At 39.4% G+C, this 12552-nt stretch carries 12 protein-coding genes; 7 read left to right on the top strand and 5 right to left on the bottom strand.

Annotation, left to right across the window (positions count from 1 at the left end):
• Positions 1-152: 152 nt before the first annotated feature.
• From jag to rpmH, 5 genes are all read right to left on the bottom strand, one after another.
• Positions 153-773 (bottom strand): RNA-binding cell elongation regulator Jag/EloR, encoded by a 621-nt coding sequence (gene jag, locus ACIFPW_RS11700; protein WP_430244380.1) that lies wholly within the window; start codon positions 771-773, stop codon positions 153-155.
• Positions 770-1537 (bottom strand): YidC family membrane integrase SpoIIIJ, encoded by a 768-nt coding sequence (gene spoIIIJ, locus ACIFPW_RS11695; protein ID WP_303532812.1) that lies wholly within the window; start codon positions 1535-1537, stop codon positions 770-772. The genes jag and spoIIIJ overlap by 4 nt, the downstream gene beginning before the upstream one ends.
• A 57-nt stretch (positions 1538-1594) precedes the next feature.
• Positions 1595-1816, bottom strand: coding sequence for a membrane protein insertion efficiency factor YidD (gene yidD, locus ACIFPW_RS11690; RefSeq protein WP_430244377.1), 222 nt, complete (start codon positions 1814-1816; stop codon positions 1595-1597).
• Positions 1813-2187 carry a ribonuclease P protein component gene (gene rnpA / locus ACIFPW_RS11685; protein ID WP_430244375.1) on the bottom strand — a complete coding sequence of 125 codons (375 nt, stop codon included), beginning with the start codon at positions 2185-2187 and terminating at the stop codon, positions 1813-1815. The genes yidD and rnpA overlap by 4 nt, the downstream gene beginning before the upstream one ends.
• A gap of 77 nt (positions 2188-2264) precedes the next feature.
• On the bottom strand, positions 2265-2399 hold the full coding sequence (gene rpmH / locus ACIFPW_RS11680) for a 50S ribosomal protein L34 (RefSeq protein ID WP_048311109.1): 135 nt from the start codon (positions 2397-2399) through the stop codon (positions 2265-2267).
• Positions 2400-3135: 736 nt separating this feature from the next.
• On the opposite strand from rpmH, the gene dnaA reads away from it, so the two are divergent.
• The 7 genes from dnaA to gyrA all read left to right on the top strand — a co-directional run bounded on the left by dnaA (position 3136) and on the right by gyrA (position 12325).
• Positions 3136-4488, top strand: coding sequence for a chromosomal replication initiator protein DnaA (dnaA, locus tag ACIFPW_RS11675; protein ID WP_430244372.1), 1353 nt, complete (start codon positions 3136-3138; stop codon positions 4486-4488).
• A gap of 196 nt (positions 4489-4684) precedes the next feature.
• Complete coding sequence (gene dnaN, locus ACIFPW_RS11670; RefSeq protein ID WP_226615962.1) at positions 4685-5827, top strand: DNA polymerase III subunit beta; 1143 nt, start codon at positions 4685-4687, stop codon at positions 5825-5827.
• A 196-nt stretch (positions 5828-6023) separates the two neighbouring features.
• Positions 6024-6236 carry a S4 domain-containing protein YaaA gene (yaaA, locus tag ACIFPW_RS11665; RefSeq protein WP_194218138.1) on the top strand — a complete coding sequence of 71 codons (213 nt, stop codon included), beginning with the start codon at positions 6024-6026 and terminating at the stop codon, positions 6234-6236.
• 14 nt (positions 6237-6250) lie between these two features.
• Positions 6251-7369: a DNA replication/repair protein RecF gene (gene recF / locus ACIFPW_RS11660; RefSeq protein ID WP_430244370.1), complete on the top strand. Its 1119-nt coding sequence runs from the start codon at positions 6251-6253 to the stop codon at positions 7367-7369.
• Between the two features lie 9 nt (positions 7370-7378).
• Positions 7379-7657: an extracellular matrix regulator RemB gene (remB, locus tag ACIFPW_RS11655; RefSeq protein ID WP_194218136.1), complete on the top strand. Its 279-nt coding sequence runs from the start codon at positions 7379-7381 to the stop codon at positions 7655-7657.
• A gap of 69 nt (positions 7658-7726) precedes the next feature.
• A complete protein-coding gene (gene gyrB, locus ACIFPW_RS11650; protein WP_430244368.1) occupies positions 7727-9655 on the top strand; it encodes a DNA topoisomerase (ATP-hydrolyzing) subunit B in 1929 nt (642 codons plus the stop codon).
• Positions 9656-9763: 108 nt separating this feature from the next.
• Positions 9764-12325 (top strand): DNA gyrase subunit A, encoded by a 2562-nt coding sequence (gene gyrA / locus ACIFPW_RS11645; protein ID WP_430244365.1) that lies wholly within the window; start codon positions 9764-9766, stop codon positions 12323-12325.
• Positions 12326-12552: the final 227 nt, after the last annotated feature.

Genomic DNA, 12552 nt, shown 5'->3' with positions numbered 1-12552 from the left:
CTTTTAGTGTAACCCATTTTCATAAAAAAAAGAAATAAGTTTGCTTTCCATACAACCAGCCTAAGAAGGGTGAAAAGAATGGAGATTTCTAGTAAAGAAAACCCAATCTTTCCTCAAAAAAACCTTCGGGCAAAGTGCCCGAAGGTTTCATATCATTTATTACGTGGAACAATAACCACACGGCGATGTGGATCTTTTCCATCTGAGTGAGTGGAAATCCCCTTCTTTTCTTTCAAATAAAGGTGAATTACCTTACGTTCTAACGACGGCATCGGTTCTAGCTGTATATCCTTTTTCGTAACCATCGCTTTGTCTGCAAGACGATCGGCTAACTTTCTTAGCGTCTCTTCACGTCTTTCACGGTAGTTCTCAGCATCGAGTACTACACGGACAAATCGGTCAGAAAATCGATTCGCGGCAAGATTTGTCAAATATTGCAAAGAATTAAGAGTTTGGCCGCGTTTCCCTATCAATATCGCAATTTTTTCACCAGATAGAGTAAAATAAAGATCGCGATCCTCTCTTCTACCTTCTATACTGGCTTCTACTCCCATATTGCTAATGACTTTTTCTAAAAAAGCCCTTGTTTGCTCTATGATGTCAGGTTTCTCGCTTACTTTGATGCGGGCGGGCCTTCCTCCAAAACCTAAAAATCCTTTTTTAGGCTCTTCTAACACTTCAATATTAACATTCTCTTGAACAGTCCCGATTTGATTCAGCGCATTTTCAATGGCATCTTCAATCGTTTTTCCCGTTACCGTAACGCTTCTCACTTCTTCGCTCCCCCCGTATTCGTATCAGCGGTTTTAATGGTAGGTTTCGTAATAAAGTAAGTTTGCGCAATCATAAAGATGTTACCTACAACCCAATATAGCGCTAGCGCTGCAGGGAAGTTAATAGCAAAGACAATAATCATAATTGGCATAACGTATAGAAGCATCTTCATTTGAGGCTGCACCGTTCCACCGCTACCCATCATGATTTTCTGCTGAATGAAGGTTGTTATACCAGCAGTGACTGCCAGAATTATATCTGGAGAGCCAAGGCTAAACCAGAGGAAAGTATGTGTTTCAATTGCTTGTGTACGCATAATAGCATGGTAAAAACCTAAAAGAATCGGCATTTGCACTAAGATTGGTAGACAACCTGCAAGCGGGTTAACACCATTCTGTTGAAAGAGCTGCATTGTTTCTTGCTGAAGCTGCTGTTGCGTCTTCTGGTCTTTACTGCTGTACTTTTCTTTAAGTTTCTGCATTTCTGGCTGCAGTTCCTGCATCGCTTTTGAACTTCTCGTTTGTTTGATCATCAATGGAAGTAGTAGAAGTCGAATTAAAATCGTAACAATAATAATAGACAGTCCATAATTTCCATCACCAGTCAAATCAGCGAAAAATGTTAAGACTGCGGAAAGCGGATATACAATGTATTCGCTCCAAAATCCCGTGCTTTCTGCATCAATCGGCTCGTTAATGTTACATCCTGAAAGGACCGCAACGAGACCAATCAATAGAAATGCGAGGGTTATTTTTTTCCTCACGCTTCATCCTCCTTGCAATCATATCTCGACAATGATTTATGTAGTAAAAGCATGCCACTAGTCCCTTTTATCCGGTACAGGATCAAAACCGCCAGGATGAAAGGGGTGGCACTTTGAAATTCTTTTAACCGTCAACCAGGAGCCCTTAATAAATCCATGCTTCTGGTAAGATTCGAAACTGTAATGAGGACAGGATGGGTAGAAACGGCAAGATGGGGGAGTTAATGGAGAAATAAACTTCTGATAGACGCGAATTAGCATCAAAGCCACTTTCTTCATTTAGAATCCCTTCCTTTACTAACTTGTTTCACACCTCTCAACACACGAGCTCTATTAAGCACATGAGTTAAGCTGCTCTTCACTTCTTCGAAACTCATCTCTGAAGTAGGTTTTCGTGCAATTACGACAAAATCGTAAGGGAATTTGATTTGATCTGACAACTGATGGAATGATTCTTTCACAAGTCGCTTCACACGATTTCGTGTCACAGCATTGCCGATCCTCTTACTTACTGAAAGACCTAATCGAAATTGAGGCTGATCATTTCGCTTTAATACATACACAACAAATTGTCTGTTTGCAGTTGAGTTTCCATTTTTGAAAACGTTCTGAAACTCAGAATTCTTTTTAATCCGGTAGTTGCTATTCAATCCGCACACTCCCAGTGTTACTTGGATAAGCATATTATAAACCTTATCTTAAAAAAAGACCACTGATGATCAGTGGTCTATGCAGACAATACTTTTCTACCTTTACGGCGACGACGAGCAAGGACTTTACGTCCGTTAGCTGAGCTCATACGTGCACGAAAACCGTGAACTTTTTTACGTTTACGTGTGTTTGGTTGAAACGTTCTTTTCATTCTATTACACCTCCCTGAGGATAAACTGTATAAAGACAGTCCAAGTAATTATAAGAAAAGACATGGGGAATTGTCAAGTTTAATTAAAATATCAAACACACTTTAACTAAAAGCAATCATTTAAATCTACGATGATCTCCACCAAATAAAGATTGATCAAATCATTTACAAACCTCTTAAAACACCCGTGTGGATAACTCATTTCGACACTTTTCACTTATTCACATCACTTATCGACAGGTTCTACACAAAATCTAGTGCTGTGGACAGTTTTGATCCACAAGATATGTCCTCTGTGGATAACCTCCCGAAAAACATTGCAAACAAGCTATTCTTTTGTTATGATATTTGTGTTTTAACTCGTGAATAAGCTAGAGTGGATTAAAAAGAGTCCACAGTCTGTGGATAATTATGTGGACAGTTATTCAGGTATGTTATTCTTTATGTCCACAACCATGTGAACACAGTCAATAATTCGACTTTCTTCTATATTATATGATCCGCTTTGATATTGTGGACAGTATAATTATTCGTGAATATTCAAATGATTGTACAAAGGTTGTACGTTGGCACATTAGGCGACTATCGTCAGCGAATACAGCCTGTTTTTATTTTGGTGAAAAAACATAAGGGTCTGTTACAATGTCACCCGGTCTGATGATAAGAATCATTCAGAGGCCCGAACTAAGCTCACAATATTAATTTTATTTACTTTTGAACAAAAGGAGGGACTTCGTTGGATAACATCACGGATCTCTGGCAACAGGCATTATCCGAAATCGAAAAAAAATTAAGTAAGCCGAGTTTCGAAACCTGGTTAAAGTCCACTTCTGCTAACAGAATGGAAGGCGACACCATTATTATTACTGCCCCCAACGAGTTCGCTAGAGACTGGCTCGAATCTAGATACTCAAGTTTAATAACGGAAACGTTACTTGAGCTAACAGGCAGTGAACTCAAAGCAAAGTTCATTATTCCCCAGAATCAGTCCGATACTGATTTGGATCTTGAACAATCTATGAAGAAAAAACCAAAAGCAAATCCCGCTCAGGAAGAACATCCGCAGAGCGTGCTTAATTCCAAATATACGTTTGATACTTTCGTTATTGGATCCGGGAACCGTTTTGCTCATGCAGCTTCCCTAGCAGTGGCTGAAGCGCCAGCCAAAGCTTATAATCCCTTATTTATTTACGGGGGGGTTGGCCTAGGAAAAACACACTTGATGCATGCAATTGGTCACTATGTCATTGAGCATAATCCGAATGCAAAAGTGGTGTATTTATCATCCGAGAAGTTTACTAATGAGTTTATTAACTCCATTCGCGATAATAAGACCGTTAATTTTCGCAATAAATATCGAAATGTAGACGTGCTATTGATTGATGATATTCAATTTCTAGCTGGTAAAGAACAAACCCAAGAGGAATTCTTCCACACATTTAATGCGCTTCATGAAGAAAGTAAGCAAATTGTGATTTCAAGTGATCGACCACCTAAGGAAATACCAACGCTAGAGGACAGGCTACGATCACGTTTCGAATGGGGATTAATTACTGATATTACGCCTCCTGATCTTGAAACAAGGATTGCGATTCTTAGAAAGAAAGCGAAAGCTGAAGGCCTAGATATCCCAAATGAAGTGATGCTCTATATCGCTAACCAGATTGATACGAACATACGTGAACTAGAAGGTGCTCTTATTCGAGTGGTGGCCTATTCTTCACTAATTAATCAAGACATGAATGCGGACTTAGCAGCTGAAGCTCTAAAAAATATTATTCCATCATCTAAACCTAGAGTCATCACCATCCATGATATTCAAAATGTTATAAGTGATCACTTCTCAGTAAAACTAGAAGACTTTGCGGCTAAAAAGAGAACGAAATCAGTCGCTTTCCCACGTCAAATTGCGATGTATCTATCAAGAGAACTGACCGATTTTTCTCTTCCGAAGATTGGGGAAGAATTTGGAGGCCGTGATCACACAACTGTGATCCACGCTCATGAGAAGATTTCAAAACTAGTGGATTCTGATCAAGCATTTCAGAAGAAACTGCAAGATATAGTAGAGCAGCTGAAAAATGGTTAGTCACCTTTTTTGTGGATATTAGTTGATAGAGTGTGTACAATTATCCAGAGTTACTAACACACTATCCACAGGTGGATAACTTACGTGATATAGGTTCACTAACACTTATCCACACATTCACAGCCCCTACTAGTAAGACTACGACTTTTTTAAGTAATAAATATATAATCAGGGTCATTTATTTAGGAGGTAAATTATGCGTTTCAAAATCGAGAGAGATTATCTAGTATCAAGCGTATCTGATGTCATGAAAGCAGTATCTTCAAGAACAACGATACCGATACTGACTGGTATTAAAATCGTGGCAAGTGATGAAGGTGTAACATTAACAGGCTCTGACTCAGATATTTCAATCGAGTGTTTCATTCCCGCAGAGGAAAATGATAAACAAATTGTTGAAATCTCTCAGATGGGAAGTATTGTTCTTCAAGCACGTTTCTTCTCTGATATCGTTAAAAAACTACCAGGTGATCAAGTAGAAATTGAAGTTCACGATAGCTTAACAACGAGAATCCGTTCTGGATCTTCAGAGTTTAACCTTAACGGTCTAGATCCTGAAGAATATCCACGTCTACCAGAAGTAGAATCCAAAGAAGGATTTCAAATTCAAGCAGATCTCCTAAAAAACATTATTAGACAGACGGTATTTGCTGTTTCTACTTCAGAAACTAGACCGGTGTTGACAGGTGTAAACTGGAAGCTTGAGAATGGCGAATTAAACTGTACTGCGACAGATAGTCACCGACTTGCTCTCAGGACAGTGCAGGTTGAACCTAATGGTAATGACCTTTCATTCTCAAATGTCGTTATCCCAGGAAAGAGTTTAAGTGAACTTTCTAAAATTATTGATGATAACGAAGAACTTGTAGATATTACGGTTACAGAGAATCAAATTCTATTTAAATCAAATCACATTCTCTTTTTCTCAAGACTTCTTGACGGAAACTATCCTGATACAAGTCGACTTATACCTAACGAAAGTAAAACAAACGTAACGGTATCAGCAAAAGAACTATTACAAGCGATTGATCGAGCTTCAGTTCTTGCACGAGAAGGAAGGAATAACGTAGTCAAGCTCGCAAGCATAGAGGAATCAACGTTAGAAATTTCCTCAAACTCTCCTGAAATCGGTAAAGTTATTGAACAGGTACAATCTCAATTCTTTGATGGAGAAGAGCTTAAGATTTCTTTTAGTGCTAAATACATGATGGATGCGTTGAGATCGATGGATTCCAATGAAGTGAATATTAGCTTTACTGGTGCGATGCGTCCATTCTTAATCAAGCCTATTGAAGGAGCTGCTATTATGCAGTTAATTCTACCGGTACGAACTTATTAATTTTAGTTAAAATTCATGCAAAAATATTGAGCTGCTGAGAAGAATTCTTCCAGCGGCTTTCTCTTTTTTCTTGCCATTGTGAAATTTCCACTCTATAAGTCATGCGTTTTAGTTAAAAAAGAGTTATAATAAACTATTGTCATCCTTCAAACTCGTCATCGTTGAATGGAGTAGAAGGAAAATGAGGTGAACGAAGATGAATGAAATCAAATTAATTAAAGAATACATCACTCTTGGCCAACTTCTTCAAGAAGCTGGAGTGATTAATACAGGCGGAATGGCAAAGTGGTTTCTGTCAGAGTACGAGGTCTATGTAAACGGAGAATTAGATGACCGACGTGGCAGAAAACTCTACAATCAGGATAAAGTGATGATTCCTGGAGTCGGGGAGTTTGTTGTATCTAGCTGAATGGGGGTTTCCCGTTGCATCTAAACACATTGAAAGTAACGAATTATCGAAATTACACGAAGCAAGAACTGCAGTTTGAAAATAACGTGAACGTTTTTCTCGGTGAAAATGCTCAGGGGAAAACAAACATCATGGAAGCTATCTATGTACTAGCTATGGCGAGATCCCATCGTACACCAAGAGATAAAGAATTAATCAATTGGGACGAGGAATATGCTAAAATAGAAGGTAGAATAGAAAAACGAAATGGTTCCCTCTCCCTCCAACTGGTTATTTCCCAAAAAGGTAAGAAAGCCAAACTAAATCAATTGGAACAGCAGAAACTGAGCAACTACATTGGTGCACTGAATGTTGTCATGTTTGCACCAGAGGATCTCAATCTGGTTAAAGGCAATCCTGGCGTTCGCAGAAGATTCATCGATATTGAAATTGGCCAGGTACAACCAGTCTATCTCTATTATCTTGGTCGATATCTGAAGCTTCTTCAGCAGCGTAACAGCTTGTTAAAGACCTTGCGATATCAAAAAAATCCCGATTATGTAATGTTGGATATCTTGACCGAACAATTAATTGAAGCTGCTGCGAATATTTATATACGTCGAGTTCGATTTGTTCAACTCCTTCAACAATGGGCTGAACCAATTCATTATGGAATTAGTAGAGGGCTAGAAAAACTTGAAATTCACTATAATCCAACTGTAGAGGTATCAGAACCAACCGATTTGTCGAAAATAGTAGATGGATATAAGCAAAAGTTTGATAAAATTAAAGAGAGAGAAGTTGAGCGTGGTGTTACGCTAGCGGGCCCCCATAGAGATGATTTGTCGTTTTTTGTAAATGGAAAAGACGTTCAAACCTATGGATCTCAAGGGCAACAGCGTACCACGGCTTTATCACTAAAACTTGCTGAAATTGAATTGATTCATAGTGAAGTAGGCGAATATCCTTTACTTCTGCTCGATGATGTTCTGTCGGAGTTAGATGATTACAGGCAGTCTCATCTTTTAAATACAATTCAGGGGAAGGTCCAGACGTTTGTCACAACGACTAGCGTCGAAGGCATCCATCATGAAACGCTTGAGAAAGCGACGACTTTTCAAGTCCAAGATGGACTAATCGAAAAGGTGAAATGAGGTGAAGTGGTGTTTATACACTTAGGAGAGGACGTAGTTGTTCAATCGAGAGATGTTGTTGGCATCTTTGATTGGCAAGTTATGGAGGAAGCGGAGATTACGAATGAATTCTTGCACCGCCATCAAAAAGATAAGCTAGTAGAAGATATTGGTGGTGATTTAACGAAATCAATCGTTATCACAACTGATACGGTCTATCTGTCCCCTTTATCTTCACTCACACTAAAAAGACGTGCTTATACAGTATCGGATAGTGTAGAAGTAACATCGAATGGAGAATCATCTTAAAACCAGGTTGGCTGTCAATCAGCAAGCTTAATTGAGTCTATCTTTGATAGAGAAATGTAGGTGAACAATATGACATTAGAGCAACAGTCTAATAAAGAAAGTTATGATGAAAGTCAGATTCAGGTCCTTGAGGGACTTGAGGCTGTTCGAAAACGCCCAGGGATGTACATCGGTTCCACAAGTAGCAGAGGTCTCCACCATCTTGTTTGGGAAATTGTTGATAACAGTATCGATGAAGCTCTTGCAGGGTACTGTTCACAAATTACAGTTAGTATTGAGAAAGACAATAGCATTAAAGTAGAGGATAACGGACGAGGCATTCCAGTCGGTATTCAAGAGAAAATGGGCCGTCCTGCAGTCGAAGTTATTATGACTGTACTGCATGCCGGTGGTAAGTTTGGCGGCGGTGGATATAAAGTCTCCGGTGGACTGCACGGTGTAGGGGCATCAGTAGTAAATGCTTTGTCGTCTAAACTTGAAATTACGGTAGAACGTGAAGGCAAAGTTTATTACCAAAGTTATACACGCGGTGTACCTGATGAAGATCTTAAGGTTATTGGTGATAGTGATGTGACGGGTACAACCATTCACTTCATCCCTGATACCGAAATTTTTACTGAAACAATAGAATATGAATTTGATATTCTTGCTCATCGTCTAAGAGAACTTGCTTTCCTAAATCGCGGAATTAAAATTGTTGCGCAAGACAAGCGTCCTGAAGAAACTAAGCGTAATGAATATCATTACGAGGGCGGTATTAAATCATACGTTGAACATTTAAATCGTTCACGTGAAGCGCTCCACGAAGAACCAATCTTCGTAGAAGGAGAACGTGAAGGGATTTCTGTCGAGATCGCTGTTCAATACAATGATGGTTTTGCGAGTAGTATCTACTCATTTGCCAATAACATCAATACACATGAGGGTGGAAGTCACGAATACGGTTTTAAAACAGCCCTTACTCGCGTTATTAATGACTATGCACGAAAAAATAGTTTATTCCGTGAAACCGACCCTAACTTAACAGGGGATGATGTACGAGAAGGATTAACTGCAATCATTTCAATTAAGCACCCTGATCCTCAATTCGAAGGTCAGACGAAAACAAAGCTTGGAAATGCAGAAGCTCGTACAATTACCGAGTCTATTTTTGGAGAAAAGTTCTCTACTTTCCTTTTTGAAAATCCCCTCGTTGCTAAGCAAATAGTTGAGAAAGGTCTTATAGCCTCACGCGCTCGTGCTGCAGCAAAGAAAGCACGAGAGTTAACAAGAAGGAAAGGTGCTCTTGAAGTGAGCGCTCTCCCAGGTAAATTAGCTGATTGCTCATCTAAAGATGCTTCTATTTCTGAACTCTATATTGTTGAGGGTGACTCAGCGGGTGGATCAGCTAAACAGGGACGTGATCGTCATTTCCAAGCAATATTGCCTCTAAAAGGTAAAATTCTGAACGTCGAGAAAGCACGTTTAGATAAAATACTATCAAATAACGAAATTAGAGCGATTATCACAGCACTTGGAACTGGTATAGGTGAGGATTTTGATTTATCAAAAGCTCGCTACCACAAATTAATTATCATGACTGATGCGGATGTTGATGGAGCCCACATTCGAACGCTTCTATTAACATTTTTCTATCGCTATATGCGTCCGTTGATTGAAAATGGCTATGTTTACATTGCCCAGCCGCCACTTTATAAGATTACACAAGGAAAAAAAGTTACTTACGCTTATAATGACCGCGAGCATGATATTATTTTGAACGAGATTCCGAAAGCTCCTAAGCCCGGTATTCAGCGATACAAAGGTCTAGGTGAAATGAACCCAACTCAGCTTTGGGAAACAACGATGGATCCTGAGTCGCGTACAGTACTGCAAGTTGAACTACAAGATGCGATCGAAGCGGATGAAGTCTTTGATATGTTAATGGGAGATCGTGTTGAACCGAGACGGAACTTTATTCAAGACAACGCCCATTATGTAAAGAATCTAGATGTTTAAGAAATAAACTGAAGGGGGGAATCCCCCCTTTTCTGCTGTTCAAGGGTTAATAAGGCAATACAGCTAAATGTTATGAGATGAACAAGAGTATAATTGGAGGTTTTCCGTATGTCTGATATGGAAAGATCGAGAGTTAAGGAAATAAATATTAGTCAGGAAATGCGCACCTCCTTCATGGATTATGCGATGAGCGTTATTGTAAGTCGAGCTCTTCCTGATGTACGAGATGGTTTAAAACCAGTGCATCGCCGTATTTTGTATGCCATGAATGACCTGGGTATGACTTCTGATAAAGCTTACAAGAAGTCTGCGCGTATTGTTGGAGAAGTAATTGGTAAGTACCATCCACACGGTGATTCAGCTGTATATGACACAATGGTGCGCATGGCTCAGGACTTTAGCTATCGTAATATGTTAATAGATGGCCATGGTAACTTTGGTTCTATTGACGGAGATTCAGCAGCTGCAATGCGTTACACTGAGGCGAGAATGTCTAAAATCGCTATGGAAATGGTGCGAGACATTAACAAAGACACAATAGACTACCAGGACAACTATGATGGCTCTGAACAAGAACCAATTGTTCTCCCTGCAAGGTTTCCTAACTTACTAGTAAACGGAGCTTCAGGTATCGCTGTAGGAATGGCTACGAATATACCACCGCATAACCTTGGGGAAGTCATTGAAGGGATTTTGGAACTTAGTAAGAATCCAGAGATTTCGATACCTGAATTAATGGAGTTTATTCCAGGACCAGATTTCCCGACTGCAGCTGAGATTCTTGGACGTGAGGGTATTCGCAAAGCTTATATGACTGGTAGAGGATCAATTATCCAGCGGGCAAAAGCTGAAATCGAAGAATTTAGCAATGGTAAAAAGACGATCATTGTATCTGAACTTCCTTATCAGGTTAATAAAGCACGTCTTGTCGAAAAAATCGCAGAGCTTGTTCGCGATAAAAAGATAGAGGGTATCACAGATCTTCGCGATGAATCTGACCGCACGGGAATGCGTGTTGTCATTGAGGTACGTAAAGATGCAAATGCGAATGTTCTCCTAAATAACTTATATAAACAAACTGCACTTCAAACTAGCTTTGGGATTAACACGCTTGCTCTAGTAGATGGACAACCAAAAGTATTAACGCTAAAAGAATGTCTTGAGCATTATCTAGAGCATCAAAAGGTTGTTATTAGAAGAAGAACGCAGTTTGAGCTAAACAAAGCGGAAGCAAGAGCACATATATTAGAAGGTTTGCGAATTGCACTTGATCATTTAGATGAAGTGATTAAATTAATTCAAGCTTCTGAAACAACAGATATTGCTAGAGAAGGCCTTATGACAAAGTTCTCGCTTAGCTATGATCAGTCTCAGGCGATCCTTGATATGCGACTTCAGCGTTTAACTGGTCTAGAACGTGATAAAATTGAATCAGAATATCAAGAATTAATGAAGCGTATCGCTGAACTAAAAGCGATCCTTGCTGATGAAGAGAAAGTTCTTGAAATCATTCGCGAAGAGCTAGCAGAAGTAAAAGAAAGATTCGCGGACAAACGTCGTACCGAAATAACGGTTGGCTTTGATATGATCGAGGATGAAGATTTAATTCCTAAACAAAATATTGTTATTACCCTCACACATAAGGGGTATATCAAGCGTCTGCCAATCGATACGTATCGTAGTCAAAAGCGTGGTGGTCGTGGAATTCAGGGGATGGGTACAAATGATGGTGACTTTGTTGAACACCTATTCACTACTCTGACGCATAATACGATTCTTTTCTTTACGAATAAAGGGAAGGTCTACAGACTTAAAGGGTATGAAGTACCTGAGCTTAGTCGAACAGCGAAAGGGATTCCAATTATTAATCTCCTTCAAATAGAAAAAGATGAATATATCACTGCAATTATTCCTATAGAAGAGTTTGTTGATGATTGGTTCGTTTTCTTTGCGACGAAGCAGGGTGTTGTTAAACGCTCTCCATTATCTGCCTTTGCGAATATTCGAAAGGGTGGGCTCATTGCCATCAACTTTAAAGAAGACGATGAGCTAATGGGCGTTCGTCTAACGAATGGATCGAAAGAGCTTATTATGGGAACGAAACAAGGAATGGCGATTCGCTTTCATGAAGAAGACGTTAGATCTATGGGTCGAACAGCTACTGGTGTTAAGGGGATCACCCTTCAGGAGAACGATCAAGTTGTCGGTATAGGCATTCTAGATGAAAACCAGGATGTACTTATTGTGACTGATAAAGGATTCGGTAAACGAACACCTGTTGAAGAGTATCGCGTGCAAACAAGAGGCGGTAAAGGTATCAAGACGTGTAACCTTACTGAACGTAATGGTGTGTTAACAGCTCTCAAGACTGTCACGCTTGATGAAGAATGTATGATTATTACTGAGAGTGGCGTCATTATTCGTATTGATGTACAGGATATTTCTCAAACCGGAAGAAACACGCAAGGTGTGAGATTGATCCGTATCTCTGAAGGTGACTCTGTCGCAACGGTTGCGAAGGTAGAGATCAATGAAGAGGGTATCGAAGGTGAGGACATCGAAGATACAGAACCTACTATTGAAGTAAGTGCGGAAGAAATCATTGATGTTGATGCTGAAGAGATCATCGAGAATGATGATAACGACGATTCAAAGCCTGAAGAAGAGTAACAAGTTAGAAGAAGAGGAGAAATCCTCTTCTTTTTTTATTTTTCTATTGCAATACTGATAAGCAGATGATAAGATGTAATTCCGTCGCTTTGACGGGGTCTCCAAAACCTTCTAAAATTGGTTTTAAAAAACTTATAAAAAAAGTGTTGACGAGATAACGCATTACATGATATATTATTTAAGTCGCCGATAAACAACGGCGAAAACGAAAGAAACAAATCGATCTT

It is taken from the genome of Pseudalkalibacillus sp. NRS-1564, assembly GCF_050467905.1.
Taxonomy (GTDB): domain Bacteria; phylum Bacillota; class Bacilli; order Bacillales; family Guptibacillaceae; genus Guptibacillus; species Guptibacillus hwajinpoensis_B.
Note: the sequence above shows the minus strand (reverse complement) of the source record. Positions and strands in the feature narration are given on the sequence as shown.

What these genes read in the sequence shown, in the direction of transcription:
- yaaA (WP_194218138.1), top strand. Translation starts at nt 6,024, where the DNA reads ATGAATGAAATCAAATTAATTAAAGAATACATCACTCTTGGCCAACTT.
- yidD (WP_430244377.1), bottom strand. Translation starts at nt 1,816, where the DNA reads ATGAAGAAAGTGGCTTTGATGCTAATTCGCGTCTATCAGAAGTTTATT.
- gyrA (WP_430244365.1), top strand. Translation starts at nt 9,764, where the DNA reads ATGTCTGATATGGAAAGATCGAGAGTTAAGGAAATAAATATTAGTCAG.
- gyrB (WP_430244368.1), top strand. Translation starts at nt 7,727, where the DNA reads ATGACATTAGAGCAACAGTCTAATAAAGAAAGTTATGATGAAAGTCAG.
- dnaN (WP_226615962.1), top strand. Translation starts at nt 4,685, where the DNA reads ATGCGTTTCAAAATCGAGAGAGATTATCTAGTATCAAGCGTATCTGAT.
- rpmH (WP_048311109.1), bottom strand. Translation starts at nt 2,399, where the DNA reads ATGAAAAGAACGTTTCAACCAAACACACGTAAACGTAAAAAAGTTCAC.